At 66.7% G+C, this 17,796-nt stretch carries 16 protein-coding genes; 10 read left to right on the plus strand and 6 right to left on the minus strand.

What is annotated here, in order from left to right; all coding sequences use genetic code 11:
• Window positions 1-71 precede the first annotated feature (71 nt).
• Together NP511_RS05395 and lrpA1 are read right to left on the minus strand one after the other, a co-directional pair.
• Window positions 72-551, minus strand: coding sequence for an SRPBCC family protein (locus NP511_RS05395; RefSeq protein ID WP_049964724.1), 480 nt, complete (start codon window positions 549-551; stop codon window positions 72-74).
• Window positions 552-623: 72 nt separating this feature from the next.
• The gene (gene lrpA1, locus NP511_RS05400) at window positions 624-1,052 is read right to left on the minus strand and encodes an HTH-type transcriptional regulator LrpA1 (RefSeq protein ID WP_006181100.1); all 429 of its coding nucleotides are present in this window, start codon (window positions 1,050-1,052) and stop codon (window positions 624-626) included.
• A 140-nt stretch (window positions 1,053-1,192) separates the two neighbouring features.
• Between lrpA1 and NP511_RS05405 the strand changes: the two genes are divergently transcribed.
• Window positions 1,193-1,513 (plus strand): hypothetical protein, encoded by a 321-nt coding sequence (locus tag NP511_RS05405; protein ID WP_006181101.1) that lies wholly within the window; start codon window positions 1,193-1,195, stop codon window positions 1,511-1,513.
• Window positions 1,514-1,594: 81 nt separating this feature from the next.
• Here NP511_RS05405 and NP511_RS05410 read toward each other — a convergent pair whose 3' ends face one another.
• The 3 genes from NP511_RS05410 to NP511_RS05420 form a co-directional block, all read right to left on the minus strand.
• Window positions 1,595-2,530, minus strand: coding sequence for a thiamine pyrophosphate-dependent enzyme (locus NP511_RS05410; protein ID WP_006181102.1), 936 nt, complete (start codon window positions 2,528-2,530; stop codon window positions 1,595-1,597).
• A gap of 2 nt (window positions 2,531-2,532) precedes the next feature.
• Window positions 2,533-4,437 carry a 2-oxoacid:acceptor oxidoreductase subunit alpha gene (locus NP511_RS05415; protein ID WP_049964725.1) on the minus strand — a complete coding sequence of 635 codons (1,905 nt, stop codon included), beginning with the start codon at window positions 4,435-4,437 and terminating at the stop codon, window positions 2,533-2,535.
• A 226-nt stretch (window positions 4,438-4,663) separates the two neighbouring features.
• Entirely contained in the window at window positions 4,664-5,449 is a 786-nt protein-coding gene (locus tag NP511_RS05420; RefSeq protein WP_049964726.1) for a PHP domain-containing protein, read from the minus strand.
• Window positions 5,450-5,657: 208 nt separating this feature from the next.
• Between NP511_RS05420 and NP511_RS05425 the strand changes: the two genes are divergently transcribed.
• The 9 genes from NP511_RS05425 to NP511_RS05465 all read left to right on the plus strand — a co-directional run bounded on the left by NP511_RS05425 (window position 5,658) and on the right by NP511_RS05465 (window position 17,006).
• On the plus strand, window positions 5,658-6,314 hold the full coding sequence (locus NP511_RS05425; protein ID WP_049964727.1) for a lactate utilization protein: 657 nt from the start codon (window positions 5,658-5,660) through the stop codon (window positions 6,312-6,314).
• Window positions 6,315-6,503: 189 nt separating this feature from the next.
• Window positions 6,504-7,001: a hypothetical protein gene (locus NP511_RS05430; RefSeq protein WP_049964728.1), complete on the plus strand. Its 498-nt coding sequence runs from the start codon at window positions 6,504-6,506 to the stop codon at window positions 6,999-7,001.
• Window positions 6,998-8,500, plus strand: a complete 1,503-nt coding sequence (locus tag NP511_RS05435; protein WP_049964729.1) for a UbiD family decarboxylase — start codon at window positions 6,998-7,000, stop codon at window positions 8,498-8,500. The genes NP511_RS05430 and NP511_RS05435 overlap by 4 nt, the downstream gene beginning before the upstream one ends.
• Window positions 8,497-9,894 carry a UbiD family decarboxylase gene (locus NP511_RS05440; RefSeq protein ID WP_049964730.1) on the plus strand — a complete coding sequence of 466 codons (1,398 nt, stop codon included), beginning with the start codon at window positions 8,497-8,499 and terminating at the stop codon, window positions 9,892-9,894. The genes NP511_RS05435 and NP511_RS05440 overlap by 4 nt, the downstream gene beginning before the upstream one ends.
• Window positions 9,895-10,080: 186 nt before the next feature.
• A complete protein-coding gene (locus tag NP511_RS05445; protein WP_049964731.1) occupies window positions 10,081-11,763 on the plus strand; it encodes an acetate--CoA ligase in 1,683 nt (560 codons plus the stop codon).
• A 48-nt stretch (window positions 11,764-11,811) separates the two neighbouring features.
• On the plus strand, window positions 11,812-12,978 hold the full coding sequence (locus NP511_RS05450) for an acyl-CoA dehydrogenase family protein (RefSeq protein WP_006649303.1): 1,167 nt from the start codon (window positions 11,812-11,814) through the stop codon (window positions 12,976-12,978).
• 2 nt (window positions 12,979-12,980) lie between these two features.
• Window positions 12,981-14,753 (plus strand): acetyl/propionyl/methylcrotonyl-CoA carboxylase subunit alpha, encoded by a 1,773-nt coding sequence (locus tag NP511_RS05455; protein WP_049964732.1) that lies wholly within the window; start codon window positions 12,981-12,983, stop codon window positions 14,751-14,753.
• 5 nt (window positions 14,754-14,758) lie between these two features.
• Window positions 14,759-16,513, plus strand: coding sequence for an acyl-CoA carboxylase subunit beta (locus NP511_RS05460; RefSeq protein ID WP_049964733.1), 1,755 nt, complete (start codon window positions 14,759-14,761; stop codon window positions 16,511-16,513).
• 28 nt (window positions 16,514-16,541) lie between these two features.
• The gene (locus tag NP511_RS05465) at window positions 16,542-17,006 is read left to right on the plus strand and encodes a MaoC family dehydratase (RefSeq protein ID WP_006649306.1); all 465 of its coding nucleotides are present in this window, start codon (window positions 16,542-16,544) and stop codon (window positions 17,004-17,006) included.
• A gap of 31 nt (window positions 17,007-17,037) precedes the next feature.
• Here NP511_RS05465 and NP511_RS05470 read toward each other — a convergent pair whose 3' ends face one another.
• Window positions 17,038-17,760, minus strand: coding sequence for a class I SAM-dependent methyltransferase (locus NP511_RS05470; protein ID WP_049964734.1), 723 nt, complete (start codon window positions 17,758-17,760; stop codon window positions 17,038-17,040).
• Between the last annotated feature and the right edge of the window lie 36 nt (window positions 17,761-17,796).

Here is a 17,796-nt window from a genome sequence, read left to right on the forward strand (position 1 = left end):
AACGGGCAAAACGGGACTGGTTCGGGTGTCGAATCGCCCGATTGGGCCGCCGACACGTCACCGCGGCTCGGTCACTCGAGCTGGGCCTTCGCCAGCCGGTGGCGTGCCCGGAACATGGCCTCGAACCCGAGGTTCGAGAGCGGGGCGACCGCGTCCCCGAGCCCGCCGATCGGGAGTTCGTAGGTGACCCGGTCCCGGATCCGGGTCCGCCGCCCGTCGGCGTGAAACGAGTGGGTGTGCTCCCAGCGGTCGAAGGGGCCGTGGACCATTTCGTCCCGGAAGTATGCCGATCCGTCCTCGCGTTCGCGGTCCGTGATCACCGACGTCCAGTGCTGGCGCGGCCCGACGCCGAAGGGACACATCGAGAGCGCGATCTCCGAGCCGGGCTCGAGGACGTTCGGATCCGGCTCCCCGTCGGGCCCGATCACGCGCTCGACGCGCAGGTTCATCCAGTCGGGCGTCAGCCCCTCGAGGCCGGAGATCTGTGAGTGGAAGGCCCAGACGTCCTCGAAGGGCGATCGAACGGTCGTCTCGCGTTCGTAGGTAGGCATCGCTCGGTGACGGCTACGGCGGCCATGGGGAAAACGTCGGTCCCAACGACCGGCGACGAACGGCGACGCGCGTTACTTGAGACGCTCCTGGAGGAACGAGGGATGGGCCGCAGTTACGCCGTCGATCTCGAGGAGGTCCTCGGAGATGATCTCGCCCAGGGCGTCGCCGTCCTCGGCGCGCACCTCGGCCATCAGCATGTGGTCGCCGCTGGAACTGTACAGGGCCTCGACCGCTTCGAGGTCCTTGATCGCCTTCGTCGCCTCGACGTAGCGTTCGCTGGCCACGTCGAGCCCGACCATCGCGATCGTCTGGCTCGAGAGCTTCTTCGGATCGATGTCGGCCGAATAGCCGACGATCACCCCCTCCTCCTCGAGCTGGTTGATGTACTTTCGTACCGTGGGCTTCGAGACGTTCGCCCGATCAGCGATCTCCGCATAGGACGCCTGGGCGTCCTCCTCGAGGACCTCGAGGATACGATCTTCCGTCGCCTGCGTACTCATGAGCGTACGTTTTGCTCCGGCGGAAAAATATCTTTTGTATCCGAAAACGACGTATATCCGAACGGAAGACACGGGGAGACAGCTGGCTCGAGGCCCGAAATCGCGCGGTTTATTCCCGTGGTGGACCCAGGGCGACCATCGTGGTCGCTCCGACTCTCATCAGCGGCGTTGTCTGGATCGGCTGTGGACTCGCGATCCTCGGACTGGCGTGGCTCATCGCCGTTCGCGGGCGGGCGGACCTCCACGCCAACTACGACGAATCGGTCGATCCCGCATACGCCTCGCGGTGGGCCGGCGGAACGGCACTGCTAATGGGACTGTTGGTCGTCGCCTACGGCGTCCGCGAGGCGCTGTACGGGTTCGATCCGCGCCTGCTCGCCGGCCTCGTCCTCGCCCTCCTGATTCTGAGCTACGTCTCGAAGCTGTTCGCCAAAGGGGTCGGCGCGGACGGACGCGACTGAGTTCGATCTAACCAGTCACGTCAACGGCTCCCCGAAGCGGTGAAACGGGACCGACCGATTCGGGGTCGTTCGCGACCGGCCTCAGGTGTGGCGCTCGAGGAGGTCGTAGCTGCGTTCCCACTCGGCGTCGTCGTCGAAGTACCGCTCGGCCAGCGGCTGGTCGGGCAGTTCGCCGACGGCCGCCTTCTCCTCGGTGTAGGACGGTCGGTCCTCGTCGACGTAGTACCGGCCCGTGAGGACGGTCCCCTCGTTGAGGACGTCCTCGGTCTCGCGCATCATCTCGGCGGCTTCCGCGCGATCGGTGACGTCGAACTCGTAGTCGTCGGACTCCTGGACGTCGATGTAGGGGACGTACTGGCGGGCGTCCTTGTTCCAGGTCGGACACTGGGTCAGGAAGTCGACGTGAGCGAACCCGTCGTGTTCGATGGCCTCCTTGATGATCTCTTTCGCCTGGTTAGGGTTGACCGCGGCGGTGCGGGCGATGTAGCTCGCGCCGGCGGTCAGCGACTGCGAGAGCGGCCGGATCGGCGTCTTCGCGCTGCCCGAGGGCTGGGTTTTCGACTTGTGGCCCTTCGGACTCGTCGGCGACGTCTGGCCCTTCGTCAGCCCGAAGATCTCGTTGTTGAACACGATGTACGTCATGTCGTGGTTCTCCCGGGCCGTGTGGATGAAGTGGTTGCCGCCGATCCCGTAGCCGTCGCCGTCCCCACCCGCAGCGATGACCTCGAGTTCGGGGTTGGCGAGTTTGGCCGCGCGGGCGACCGGCAGCGAGCGACCGTGGATCGTGTGGAAGCCGTACGTGTCGAGATAGCTGTTTAACTTGCCCGAACAGCCGATCCCGGTGACGGTCAGCACTTCTTCGGGGGTCTTGCCGACCTCCGGCAGCGCCTGTTTCAGGGACTTCAGGACGCCGAAGTCGCCACAGCCCGGACACCACGTCGGCTGCGGTTCGACGCCGGGGGTAAACTCGTCCCGGTCGATCTCTCGCTCCTCACCGATTGCGTTGAATGCGCTCATTGTCAGTCACCTGCAGCGGGTTCGATTCGTACCTGTGCGGTCGGTTCGCGGTCCTCCTCGGCGAGGTTGACCTCGTAGCCCTCGACGATTTCGGCGGGCTCGAAGGGGTTACCGTTGTACTTCAGCAGGCTCGTGAGCTTCTCGCCGAACCGACCAAGCTCCTTCTGGAGCAGGCCGCGGAACTGCGCCGTGGCGTTCATCTCGACGACCATCGCCTCGTCGACGCTCTCTAAGAACTCGGTCACCTCTTTCTCGGGGAACGGCATCATATCGGAGACGCTGAGCCCCTTTACCGAGTGGCCGTTCTCGTTGAGCCGTCCGATGGCCTCCTCGACCGCGCCCTGGCTCGAGCCCCACGTGATGATGCCGTAGTCGGCCGTCTCGTCGCCGAAGTAGGTCTGGGTGGACTCACGCTCTTCGTCGAGTTCAGCGCGGATGGACTCGAGTTTCTCGAGGCGGCGGTCCATCTGGGCGACGCGGTTGTCGGGGTCCTCGCTGATGTGGCCGACCGGGCTGTGTTCGTTGCCGGTCGCGAGGAAGCGCCCGCCCTTCTGGCCGGGGATCGAGCGCGGCGCGACGCCGTTCTCGGCGTCCTCGTAGTTGAACCGCTTGAACTTCCCGGAGTTGTCGTGGGCGGCCTCCCGGAGTTCGTCCTCGGTCAGCGTCGAGCCCAGGTCCGGCGAGACCTCGCGGTCGAAGAACTCGACGTCGACGTTGGTGTTCTCGCCGGAGAGCTTCTGGTCGTAGATGACGATCGCCGGGATCTGGTAGTCCCAGGCGATGTCGAAGGCCAGTCGCGTCTGCTCGTAGGCTTCCTCGATGGTGCCGGGCGCGAAGACGACCCGCTGGGAGTCGCCCTGGCTCGTGTAGAGGACGTGTTCGAGGTCGGCCTGTTCGGGTTTGGTCGGCATCCCGGTCGAGGGGCCGGCCCGCATCGACTCGACGAGGACGACCGGCGTCTCGGTCATCTCGGCGAGCCCGAGCGGTTCGCTCATCAGCGCGAAGCCGCCGCCGGAGGAGCCGGACATGGCCTTGACGCCGGCGTGGCTCGCGCCGACGGCCAGCGCGGCCGCGGCGATCTCGTCCTCGACCTGCTCGGAGACTCCGCCCATGTCGGGGAAGTTCTGCGCGAGGATGGTGAACACGTCCGTCCACGGCGTCATCGGGTAGCCGGCGATGAACCGACAGCCCGCGTCGATCGCGCCGTAGGCGATCGCGTTCGAACCCGACAGCAGCGCCTGTTCGGCGTCGTGAGAGCCCTCGGGGGCCCGCAGGTCGTGTTCGAACTCGTACTCCTCCCGCGTCGTCTCGTAGGCCTCGTGGAGGATCTCGAGGTTGGCCTCGAGGACGTCGCCGCCCATCGCGTCGGACATCAGGTCCTCGATGTGATCGAGGTCCATGTCCAGCAGGGCGGCGGTGACGCCGACGCCGGCGGTGTTGCGCATGACCTCGCGGCCGTGTTCCCGCGCGAGTCCGCGCAGGTCCATCGGGAAGACGTGCCAATCGTTTTCCTCGGCGCGCTCGTGGAGATCGATCGCCTCGACGTCCTCCTCGCTGATGAGGCCCTCGTCGTAGACGATGATCCCGCCCTCGCGAAGCTCGTCTAAGTTCTCCGAGAGGGGCTTGATCTCCTCGTTGCCGTAGTAGGCTTCCTCCTGGGGGTTGCGGGCGAAGGAGTCACCCAGCGAGAGCAGGAAGTTATAGCCGTCGCCGCGTGACTGTACCTCATGGTCCGCGGCTCGGATCTCGACGTAGGTGTGGCCGCCGCGGATCCGCGACGGATAGTGGCGGTGGGTAAATACGTCGAGCCCCGAGCGCATCAGCGCCTTGGCGAAATTCTGGCTCGTCGAGTCGATCCCGTCGCCGGAACCGCCCGCGATTCGCCAGATGAGTTCATCGTCGCTCATAGTGGATCAGTGGCCGATGATCGACCGTATCCTCGAGTTTGCTCCACGCGACCTAAAGACTTTGCTATAGATTACCAAGGATCTTTCGTGAAGAATGGACGTACATTGAAGAATATGTATGAACGATCATTACGATAGCCGGGAACCCGTTGCTGTTCGTCACATTCGATCGGGAACGAGTGTATCGTTTCTCAGCGTTGAAGCAGACGTGACGGCTCCCGTCGATTCACGCGTCGGTCCCGGGCCCGTCCGGGTCGACTGCCTCGAGTCCCCACTCGTCGAGGAAGTCCTCGAGGAAGGCGGCCCGATCGGGGAGTTCGTCGGGGCGGTGGGAGTCGGTGCCGACGGTGACGGCCACGTCGTGGTCGCGGAGAACGGTGAGGAACCGCTCGGCGGGGTGGACGACTCCGGCGTCGGAAAGCGCCCGCCCGGCGTTTACCTCCGGCACCGTCGGCGAGTCGGCGAGCGCCCGCGCCACGCGCCGGTAGTGGGCCTCGGTCGCCCGCCCCCGCAGCGGCGGCGTCCGCTCGAGCAGGTCGGCGTGGGCCGCGATATCGAACAGTTCCGACTCGACGAGCGCGACCAGCCGATCGAAGTACTCGTCGACGACCGCGTCGCGTTCGGCGTCGGACATCGACGCGAAGCGGGACGCGACCTGGACGTTGTTGCCGCCGACGTCGTGGACGCTGCCGATCGCGTATTCGAACCCCGCCTCCGAGAGGAAGGCGTCGATGGCCGCCTCGTCGCGCGGATCGTAGTCCATCTCGACGGCGTCGTAGATCTCGAGGTCGAACGCCTCGCGCAGTCGCTCGATCCCCCGACGGCGGCGCTCGTAGGTGAGATCGAGGTTGAAGCCGTAGACCCCCCGCATCGATTCGGGCCGCTCGCGCGAGGCCACGTTGCAGTGGTCGGCGAAGCCGATGCCGTCGAGACCGGCCGCCTCGGCCGCCCGAACCATCGATCGAAGGAAGTCTCCGTCCGAGTAGTTCGAGTGAACGTGAAAATCACGCATACGTCGCCGACCACGGGTGACGTGTTAGTCGTTTTGCTTATTGGCGGTATTCGGCCCGGTAATTCGTGATTGGGCCCAGCGTGTGGCACTCGCGGACGGCAGTGCGGGCCGACCGAACGACGAAGTAACACCGGTGTAATCAGCTAACACCGGTATCCGCGAACACTTACGGTGATCTCGGCCCCAGACGAACGTACGGCAACGACACATGTCACAACGAAAACCGGACTACGTAGACGACACCGAGATCGACGCGACGCTCGACGAACTGCCGACCGACGAGGCCATCGAGGCGACCGTCGACAACCTCGAGGCGAACGGCTTCGAGGTCGTCGTCACCGACTCGGCCGCGGAGGCCCTCGAAGCGGTCCAGTCGCGGATCCCCGCCGGCGCGTCGGTCATGAACGGCCACTCCACGACGCTCGAGGAGATCGGGTTCGCCGACTACCTCTCCGAGGGCGACCACGAGTGGGAGAGCCTGGCCGACGACATCTGGAGCATCGACGACGATGCGGAACGGCAGGCCGCCCGCCGCGAGTCCCAGACCGCCGACTACTTCCTCGGCGGCATCAACGCGATCGCCCAGACCGGCGAACTCGTCGCGGCCGACCGCTCGGGCAGCCGGATCGGCGCGTACCCCTTCGCCGCGAGCAACGTCGTGATCGTCAGCGGCGCGAACAAGATCGTGCCGACGCTCGAGGACGCGCTCGACCGCCTCGAGTCGGTGGCCTATCCCCTCGAGAACGAACGGGCACAGGAGGCCTACGGCGTCGAGTCCGCCATCGCCAAACAGCTCATCTTCCGACAAGAACTCGAGGACGATCGGACGACCGTCGTCCTGGTCCGCGATCAACTGGGCTACTGAGGTCCCGTTCGGAGCGACGCCTGCAGTTACGCGCCGCTCCGATCACGCCCTCGAGTAGGGGCGGCCCCCGTCGCGACCGTCGCATCTCGTCCCGCCGAACTCGTCGCCTGCGGACGAGAAAGAGCATAAGGGCCACTGGCACGTGACCCCACGAACGTGGGTCGTGGAAACGATACGCGACGGGAGGCCATGTCAAACCAGTACATCACGGCAGCGGACCATCTGCCCGACGAGGAGCGGACGGAAACGACACTCCAGATAACCGATGCGGAGACGAAGCGGATCTTCGAGGCGCGAGTCCGGATCGCAAACGATCCGGACGAACTCACGGATCCACGGCCGCTGACCGTCGTCGCCGGGCCACACGAGAGCGTCAGCGAGCAACGGTACGTCGAACTCATCGACGAGATCGACGCGGCGGGGATCAACGAGGACCTCCTGCGCCGGCTCGCGGCGGACCAGGAATCGACCTCGAACATCGTCAACACCCGGTCCGACGATCTCAACGTCATCCTCCGGTATCTCGTCGAATCCGGCCAGTACGACTCGACCGCCGAGGCGCTTCGCGAGATGGCGTTTCAGTATCTCGCGGCGAACCGCCCCGCGTTACTCGACGCCTACGAGACCGTCCGGACCGAGTTCGAGGACGATCCGCTCCGCCGCGCCCGCTCGGAGAACGAGCCATGACGGTGGATTCGTTCCGGGGATTCCTCCAGTGCCTCGACGAGGCGGACGCCCTCGTCTCGTTCGACGAGCCGGTCTCGTGGGACCTCGAGGCGAGCGCGATCACGACGATCGCAAACCGGTCCGACGGCGACGTCCCGGTGTTCGAGTCGGTCACGGAGACAGCGGTTGACGCGTCGCTCGTCGGCGATCCGTACCGGGGGCCCCGAAACCGACCGTGGGATCACCTCGCCCGGGCGATCGGGCTGCCGACCGGCCTGTCCGGTGGGGCGTACTACGAGCGGCTCATCGACCGACTCCGATCACCTCGAGAGCCGCGAGTCCTCGAGCGCGACGCGGCGCCCTGCAAGGACGTCGTTCGGACCGGCGACGACGTCGATCTCCTGTCGCTCCCGTGGCCGTACATCCATCGGGGCGATGGCGGGCGGTACTCGAACCTCCACACCGTCGTCGCACCGGACCCGGAGACGCGGTGGGGCCGCTGGTCGAGCCATCGGCTGATGATCCACGACGGGCCGTTCGCCAGCCTGCTGTTTCTGGCGGGAGAACAGGTACCCAACCGGTATTATTACGACTACGAGCCGCGAGAGGAACCGATGCCGGTGGCGGTCGTCATCGGTGCCGAGCCGGTCGTCCAGTCGACGACGGAGATGTGGATCCCGGCGGGGCGGAGCGAAGCCACCTTCGCGGGCGGCATGAAAGACCGACCCGTCGACCTCGTTCCGTGTGAGACGAACGACCTGTACGTCCCGGCGACGGCGGAGGTCGTCCTCGAGGGCCGTGTCCTCCCGAACGAACGACTCGACGAGGGGCCGTTCGGCGATTACTTCGGATATATGAACGGGCCGCGGCGATCGATGCCCGCGTTCGCGATCGACGCGATAACCCGCCGGACGGAGCCGCGGGTCCCGTTTTGCGTCGAAGGGACCGGCGTGGGATACGGGCGAAACTCCGGCAGCACGCTCCAACTCGCCGCGGCCGGCCCGGATGCGACCCTCGGACTGCAGGCCGCCGGCTTCGACGTCGAGTCGGCCGTGCCGTGGCGCTTTACCTCCCGGACCGTCTGGGTTATCTCGACGGACCGTCCCTATCCGGGCTATCTCCATCAACTGGCCAACTTCGTGTTCACGACCTGGGGGATGCTCCACATCGATTTCTTCGTGTTCGTCGACGCCGACGTCGATCCGTTCGACCCGCGGGCCGTGCTGACGGCGATCGCGCTGGACGCCGACCCGGACGCGGACTTTCACCAGTTCGGCGTCGAACGGATGCCCAAGGTCCCGCTCAACATCTACCAGACGCCCGAGGAGAAAGGCAGCGCCGACGTGGGGACCTCGAAAGCCAAGACCGCGAAGGCGTACATCGACGCGACCAGTGACGAGGAACGGGCGAACGAGACGGCCGACGACGACCGTCGGAAACGGGCCCAGGAGCGACTCGTCACCGCGGGCATGTCGGCGGCGCGGTTCGACCTGCTCGAGGCGGAGGGGAAGCGGCGATGATCCCGTTCGCCCAGTACGTCGAAGGGTTGGCGAGCAACGACGAGCTACTGACGCTCGAGGGCCCGTTCGAGGTGCCGCCGCCCGTCATCGCGGCGGAGGCCCTCCGTGCGAACGGCCCGGCGATCCGGTACGGCCGAACCGACGGCGCCGATCTCACCAGCGGTGCGTTCAGCGGCCCCGACCAACTGCAGCGACGCGAGTCGGCGCCGTGGTCGCGGCTGGCGCTGGGTCTGGGACTGGACCCCGAGGCGTCGTTCGTCGCCGTCCTCGAGACGATCACGCGGCTGGGGCCGGCCGGCGATCGGCCGGAGCCGACCTACGACAGGCGGGCGGCCGCACGCACCATCGATGGGATACGGAAACTGGCCCTGCCGCGCGATGCCGACGATGTCTGGCCCGCCCTGACGCTCGGCGTCGCGTCGGTATCGACGGCGGCGGGGACCCACTGGGCCCCGGTTCACGGTGCCGTTATCGGCGACGACACGCTCCGGGTACGGACGCCCGCGGCGCTGTCGTCGCTGCTCGACGGTGGGACGGTGTCGGTCGCCCTCGGCGTCCCGCCGGCGGCCGTGACGGCGGCCTACCTGCTCGCCGTCAGGGACCGCCTCGAGGTCCCGGTCCAGGACTGTGGCGTCGCCGAACGCGTGTCGCTCGTCCCGACGAACGGCGGGCTCGTCCCGAGCGCCACCGAGGTCGTGATCGAGGCGGCGGTCGACGACCGCCATCCCGACTCTCGGTCGGACCGACGCGAAGCGTGGGAGTACGGCACCGAGAGTACGTCGATGGCGCTGTCGGTCGAACGGATACTCGCGACCGAGGACCCGGTACTTCCCTTTTCACCGCTCGAGCGGCCGCTGTCGGACGACCTGCAGCTGACGGGACTGGTGACGGCGGCGACGCTGTACGACCGCATCGACGACTACTGGGGGATCTCGCCCGTCGAGTGGGTGCTGGTGCCGGCGGCGGCCGAACTCGGGATCTGTGTCGTCGCGACGAACGTTCTCTACGCCGGGTTCGAGTGGCAACTCGCCAACATTCTCTTCGCGTTCTCGTCGCTGTTCGATACGGTCATCGTCGTCGACGACGACGTCTCGCCGCGGGACCTCGGCCGCGTTCTCGGCGATATCTGGGTCAAAGCACATCCGTCTCGAGACTGGATCTTCAGCGAACCGTCGGCACCGATGGCGGACCGGCCTCGGTATCGCCGGGACGGGGAGACCGGCTCCCGGCTGTACGTGAACGCGGCGTGGGACCCGCGGTGGGACGACGCGTATATCGCGCCGCGAGTCGCGTTCGACCGGTCGTTCCCGGCGTCCGTTCGCGACGACGCTCGACGGTTGTGGGACACGCGTCACGACGGGGCGGCCGACGACGAGAACCGCGACGGCGCGTAGGACGAGGAGGGCGTTTTCAGTCGATAAAAATACATATCTAAACGGATGTGCTGAAAACAGGACCGTTTACGCATGACTGACTCGATGAAACTCACCTCGGCGTAACAGTTCCCTCTACGATGTGTCTATTAGCATCGCATAATTTACCGATACTATTATATCGGAAAACGGGATCCGGGGCGGTGTATGGTGTCCAGCCACAACCTCTCGGACTACGAGGCCGAACGGGATCAGTTCTCGTGGGACGAGATCTACGCGGAAGCCGACTGGGACGCACCGACGGACCTGAACATCGCCCACGAGACCGTCGACCGACACGCCGCCGACCGCGAGAAGGTCGCGCTCTATCAGGTCGACACCGACGGCGAACTCACGAAGACGACCTTCTGGGAACTGGCCGACCGCTCGAGCCAGTTCGCGAACGTTCTCGAGGACCTCGGCGTCGAGCGCGGCGACCGCGTGTTCTCGTACATGCCACGGATTCCGGAACACTACGTGGCGATGGTCGGCACGCTGAAACGGGGAGCCGTCTGGGGGAGCGTCAACGAACGCTTCGGGCCGGACGGGATCTCGTACCGGCTCGACGACTGCGACGCGAAGGTCCTCGTGACGACGACCGACAACCGCGAGACGGTCGCGGACGCCCTGGCGGACGCACCGTCGGTCGACCACGTCATCACCGTCGACCGCGGCGGCGGCGCGCCCGCCGACGACGTCGTGTTCAACACGGCACTCGACGGTGCGAGTACGGACTATGAGGCCGCCGATACCGGCGGCGAGGACGACGCCTTGCTGTACTACACGTCGGGGACGACCGGGCTGGCCAAGGGCGTCCGACACAAGCAGCGCTGGGTGGCCGGCGTGGCGGCAACCCAGAAATACGCCGTCGACCTCCAGCCCGGCGACCTCTACTGGAGTACCGGTGACCTGGGTTGGCTGACCGGCGTAATCAACACGCTCGGGGCCTGGTACTGGGGCGCGTCGCTGTTCACCTACGAGGGCGAGTTCGATCCGGCGGAGTGGGCCGAACTGCTCGACGAGTACCCGATTACCGTCCTGTTCTCGGTGCCGACGGCCTACCGGATGCTCCGCGAAAAAGAGGAGTTACTGGCGGACGTCGACCTCGACTTACGGCACGCGCTCTCGATCGGCGAGCCGCTCAGCGCCGGCGTCGTCGAGTGGGGCGAGGACGAACTCGGCGTCACCATCCTCGACACGTACGGCCAGACGGAGACGGGCAACATGATCATCAACAACTACCCCACGATGGAGCTGCGGCCCGGCTCGATGGGCAAGCCCCTGCCGGGCATCGAGGCCGACATCGTCGACCCCGAGACCGGGGCCGTCCTCGAGCCCGGGGAGACGGGCGAGATCGCCCAGCGCGGCGACTACCCTTGCTTCTTCGCCGAGTACTGGAACAAACCGGAGAAGACCGCGTCGTGTTTCGTCGACGGCCCCGAGGGAGAGTGGTACCTCTCGGGCGACCTCGCACACAAGGACGAGGACGGGTACTTCTGGTTCGAGGGACGGGCCGACGACGTCATCCTCTCCTCGGGCTACCGGATCGGCCCGTTCGAGGTCGAGAGTTCGCTGGGCGAACACGCGGCCGTCGCCGAGGCGGCCGTCGTCCCCAAGCCCCACACGGAGCGGGGCAACATCGTGAAGGCCTACGTCGTGCCAAGCGAGGGGACGACGCCGTCCGAAGACCTCAAAGAGGACATCAGGACCCACGTGCGCGACGAACTCTCGGCCCACGAGTACCCCCGCGAGATCGAGTTCCGCGAGGAACTGCCGAAGACGGTCACGGGGAAGATCCGCCGAACCGAACTGCAAGACGACGCGGAAGAAGAGTCCGAGGCGTCGCCGTAAGCGACCCGCCCTCGAGACGCCCCGATCACGAGCGATCTATCCCACAACATGAATTTCGAATCTACCGACGAACGTGCGATGATCCGGTCGACCGCGGAGGCGGTCGCGGCCGAATACGGACCGGAGTACTGGCGAGCAAAAGAAGCGGACGGCGAGTTCGCACAGGAGTTCTGGGACGAACTCGCGGAGGCCGGGTTCCACGGCCTGTTGGTTCCGGAGGAGTACGGCGGTGCCGGCATGGGCATGCAGGAGATGGGCCTGGCGATGGAGACGCTCTGTGCCGAGGGCTGTGGCATGGCCGGGACCTGGTATCTGGTCCTTACCGCGGGGATGGCCGCCGTCGGCATCCGCGAGAACGGGACCGAGGCCCAGAAGGAGCGGTACTTACCCGATATCGCCGCCGGCGAGCGAAACTTCTCGATCGGCATCACCGAGCCCGAAGCGGGAACGAACACGCTGAACGTCGCCACGCGCGCGGAGAAAGACGGCGACGAGTACGTCCTCAACGGCAACAAGGCGTGGATCACCTTCGCCGACCGGGCGGACAACATGATCCTCGTCACCCGGACGACCCCGCGGGCGGACGTCGACCGTGGCACCGACGGCATCAGCCTGTTCATCGTCGATATGGACGACCCCGGGATCGACGTCTCACCGATCCCCAAACACGGCATCAACTACTCGAAGTCCTGTGAGGTGTTCATCGAGGACGTTCGCGTCCCCGAGGAGAACCTGCTCGGGGCGGAAGACGAGGGCTGGTGGGCGCTGCTCGATATGTTGAACCCCGAGCGCCTCGGCTTCGCCGCGGCCGGGACGGGGATCGGGAAACTGGCCGCCGACACCGCCATCGAGTACGCCACCGACCGCGAGGTGTTCGGTGCCCCGGTCGGTAGCCACCAGGCCGTCTCGTTCCCCATCACCAAGGCCTACGCGCGGATGGAAACGGCCGCGCTCATGCGCGAGAAGGCCGCCTGGCTCTACGATCAGGGCGAGGAGTGTGGCTACGAGACGAACGTCGCGAAGGCGACGGCCGTCGAGGCCGGCATCGAAGCCGTCAAGCAGTCGATGCAGGCGTTCGGGGGCTGGGGCTACGCGAAAGAGTACGACGTCGAGCGCTGGTGGCGCGAGATCAACCTCACGAGACTCGCACCGGTCTCCCAGCAGATGGCCTACAACCACATCGGCCAGGAACTCGGCTTCCCCAAATCCTACTGACCATGTTCGACAAAGTCCTCGTCGCCAATCGCGGCGAAATCGCGGTCCGCGTGATGGCAGCGTGCGAAGAACTCGGTATCGGGACGGTCGCCGTCTACAGCGACGCCGACCGCGACGCCGGCCACGTCGAGTACGCCGACGAGGCGTACAACGTCGGCCCGGCACCGGCCAGCGAGTCGTACCTCGATCAGGAGGCGATCGTCGCCGTCGCCGACCGGGCCGGCGCGGACGCGATCCACCCCGGCTACGGCTTCCTCGCGGAGAACGCCGACTTCGCCCGTCGCGTCGAAGCGACCGACGGGATCACGTGGGTCGGCCCGCCGAGCGACGCGATGGAGACGCTCGGCGAAAAGACGAACGCTCGAACCGTCATGCAAGCGGCCGACGTCCCGGTCGTCCCCGGAACGACCGAGCCCGTCGCCGACGCCGACGAAGTGCGATCACTGGGCGAGGAGTACGGCTACCCCATCGCGATCAAGGCCGAAGGCGGCGGTGGCGGCCGCGGCATGAAGATCGTCCGCAGCGAGGCCGAAGTCGATGACGCCCTCGAGAGCGCCCGACGCGAGGGCGAGGCCTACTTCGACAACGACTCGGTCTACGTCGAGAAGTACCTCGAGTCGCCCAAACACATCGAGGTCCAGGTACTCGCCGATCGGCACGGCAACGTCCGGCACCTCGGCGAGCGCGACTGTTCGCTGCAGCGCCGCCACCAGAAGGTCATCGAGGAGGCCCCCAGTCCGGCGCTCGACGACGACCTGCGCGACGAAATCGGCGAGGCCGCCCGGCAGGGCGTCCGCGAGGCCGGCTACACGAACGCCGGGACGGTCGAGTTCCTCGTTGAAGACGGCGAGTTCTACTTCATGGAGGTGAACACGCGGATCCAGGTCGAACACACCGTCACCGAGGAAGTAACCGGAATCGACATCGTCCGGTGGCAGCTCCGGGTCGCCGCCGGCGAGGAACTCGCGTTCGACCAGGCGGACGTCGAGATCGACGGCCACGCGGTCGAGTACCGCATCAACGCCGAGAACCCGGCCGCCGACTTCGCGCCGACCCCCGGAAAGCTGACGACCTACAGGCCACCGGCGAGCATCGGCGTCCGCCTCGACCACGCGGTCGCGCAGGGCGACGAGATCGGCGGCGACTACGACTCGATGATCGGGAAGCTGATCGTCAGCGGCGACGACCGCGACCACTGTCTCGAGCGCTCAAAACGCGCGCTCGAACACTTCGCCGTCGACGGCGTCCACACGACGATCCCGTTCCACCGGCTGCTGCTCGACGACGAGACCTTCGTCGCCGGCGATCACACGACGACGTATCTCGACCGGGAACTCGATGACGACGCGCTCGCGGCGGCCGTCGATCGCTGGGGCTCCGCGACGGCAACCGACGGGAACGGGTCCACGGCGACGACGACCGAGGTCACCGTCGAGGTCGACGGCCGGCGGTTCGACGTCGTCATCGAGGACGGCGTGTCGCAGGCGACGGCCGACCGCGCCGAGACGGGAGCCGCTCCCGGCGGTGGGGCCGCGGGCGGAGACGACGCCGAACTCGCCGCTGCCGGGGCCGTCACCGCCGAAATGCAGGGGACCATCCTCTCGGTCGCCGTCGAGGAAGGCGACGAGGTCGCGGCCGGCGACGTTCTCTGTGTCCTCGAGGCGATGAAAATGGAGAACGACGTGGTCGCCAGCACCGGCGGGACGGTCCGGTCGGTACCGATCTCGGCGGGCGACTCCGTCGACATGGGCGACACCCTCGTGACACTGGAGTGATACCGATGCGAGTCAAAATCACAAGCGACACGACCGACGCGCAGGCGCGGGCGATCGCCGAAGCGATGGCATCGAAGTACCGGGAGGACGTCACCGTCGTCGACGACGGCGGTGCGGAACTCGCCAGTGCGTCCGCCGACGGCGGGACCGACGAACCGGCCGACCCCGAGCCGGAACCGGAACTCGGACCGACGGCCCGCGAGGAGGCGCTGCTGGCGGAGATCGACGAGATCCTCGCGGGCGGCCCCGAGAAGTACAAAGACCAGCTGCCCGATCAGGGGAAGCTGTTCGTCCGCGACCGGATCGATCTCTGGTTCGGCGACGACTTCCTCTTCGAGGACGGGAAGTTCGCGGCGTTCGACGACTGGCATCCGGACGGTGCAAACACCGACGCGGACGACGACGACCGGCTGCCGGCCGACGGCCTGATCACCGGCGCCGCCGAGTTCGAGGGGCGAGACGTCCACTTCATGGCCAACGACTACACGGTCAAACGCGGGAGCATGGCCGCGAAGGGCGTCGAGAAGTTCCTCCGGATGCAACAACGGGCCCTGAAGACCGGGAAGCCGGTGTTGTACCTGATGGACTCCTCAGGCGGACGGATCGACCAGCAGACCGGCTTCTTCGCCAACCGCGAGGGCATCGGGAAGTACTACTACAACCACTCGATGCTCTCGGGTCGGGTGCCACAGATCTGCGTCCTCTATGGCCCCTGTATCGCCGGCGCGGCCTACACCCCCGTCTTCGCGGACTTCACGGTCATGGTCCGGGACGTGAGCGCGATGGCCATCGCCAGCCCGCGCATGGTCGAGATGGTCACCGGCGAGCAGATCGATCTCCAGGAACTGGGCGGGCCGGACGTCCACGCCGCCCACTCCGGGAGCGCGGACCTCATCGCCGACGACGAGGAACACGCCCGGAAACTGGTCGCGAAACTCATCGGCTATCTCCCGAACAACAGCGACGAGACCCCGCCCCGAACGGACGGGCAGGCACCCGCCGCCTCGCCCGAGGGGATCGACGCCGTCGTCCCCCAGGAACCCAACAAGGGCTACGACATGTTCGACGTCATCGACCGGATCGTCGACGCGGGATCGACGCTCGAGTTACGTTCGGAGTACGGGCCGGAGATCATCACCGCCTTCGCCCGGATCGACGGCCGGCCGATCGGGATCGTCGCCAACCAGCCCGCACACCGGGCTGGCGCGATCTTCCCCGATGCCGCCGAGAAGGCCGCCGAGTTCATCTGGACCTGTGACGCCTACGATATCCCCTTGCTCTACCTCTGTGACACGCCCGGCTTCATGGCCGGCTCACAGGTCGAGAAAGACGGGATCTTGGAACAGGGCAAGAAGATGATCTATGCCACCTCCTCGGCGACGGTGCCGAAACAGTCGGTGGTCGTCCGCAAGGCCTACGGCGCGGGCATCTACGCGATGTCCGGCCCCGCCTACGATCCCGAGAGCGTCATCGGGCTTCCCTCCGGCGAGATCGCGATCATGGGCCCCGAGGCGGCGATCAACGCCGTCTACGCCCGCAAGCTCGCCGAGATCGACGACGAGGACGAGCGCGAACGGATGGAGCGGGAACTCCGCGAGGAGTACCGCGAGGACATCGACGTCCACCGGATGGCCAGCGAGGTCGTCGTCGACGAGATCGTCCCGCCGAGCGACTTGCGGGAGGAACTCGAGGCCCGCTTTGCCTTCTACGAGACCGTCGAGAAGGACCTGCCCGATAAGAAACACGGCACCGTCCTCTGATTACCCTTCGAACGTTTCACAACCACCAATGACAGGACGCTACTACGAGGAGTTCGAGGTCGGCGAGACCATCGAACACGAGAAGCGACGGACGATCAGCGAACGCGACAACCAGCAGTTCTGCGATATGACGATGAACCAGCAGCCGCTGCATCTCGACGCCGAGTTCGCTGCGGAAACGCAGTTCGACGGGCGGCTGGTCAACGGGCTCTACACGATGAGTCTGGCCGTCGGACTCACGATCCCCGACACCACCGACGGCACGATCGTCGCGAACCTCTCCTACGACAACGTCGAGCATCCGAACCCGGTCTATCACGGCGATACGATCCGGGTCCAGTCGACGGTCACCGACAAGCACGAGACCAGCGACGGCGAGCGCGGCATCGTCACCATGCACGTCGAAGCGTTCAAAGTGAACGATCCGGAGGAGCCGCTGGTCTGTGAGTTCGATCGGACCGCGCTCTCGCTGAAACGCGAACACGCCGACTGACATCCCCCTCGGCGTGAACGCCGGGAAGACATCAGTCGGCGACGCCGACGATCCAGCGCCACCGCTGTTCGACGGTGCCCTCGAGGTCCGCGAGCAACTCGCGGGCCCGCGCGACGCGCTCCTCGGCGGCGAGTTTCGGGTAGAGCCGCGCCGCCATGGCCGGAATCGCGTGGAAGCGCCGCACGTCCGCTGCCGTCGTCGCGAACCGCCACGTCCCCGTCGTGACGGTGAACTCGTCGGCGAGGGCCGCTTCGACCGCATCGGCACCCGTCGGCGATCGCGACTCCCGCTCGAGGGCCGCGAAGACGTCCCGTCCGTCGGCGTCGACCCAGCCAAGCGGCGCGACGGCACCGACGACCCCACCTGGCCGCAGGACGCGGGCGGCTTCCCGCGTCGCGACCGCGGGATCCGGGACCAGAAAGAGCGACGCGGTAAACGCGACGGCGTCGAACGAGCCCGCGGCGAAGGGCAGGTGATCGAAATCGGCTTCGACCCGCGGCGCGCCCTCGAGTTCGCGCAGCATCTCGCGACTGATGTCCAGCGCGACCGTTCGCCGCGCCCGCTCGGCGAAGACGCGCGTACTCACGCCCGTGCCGGCACCGGCGTCGAGGACGGCGTCGACGGGGCCGTCCGCTTGAGCCGACAGCTCGGCGGCCAACAGCTTCGCGAGTGCGGTGAACCGACCGGTGCGTTGCTCGTAGGCGTCGTACGCGGAGACGCTCTCGTCGAAGTTCGTCCGGACGGCGGCCTTCATCACGTCCAATGGCCGGTGGGAAACACCTATTCCTAT

It is taken from the genome of Natrinema thermotolerans (assembly GCF_031165565.1).
Taxonomy (GTDB): domain Archaea; phylum Halobacteriota; class Halobacteria; order Halobacteriales; family Natrialbaceae; genus Natrinema; species Natrinema thermotolerans.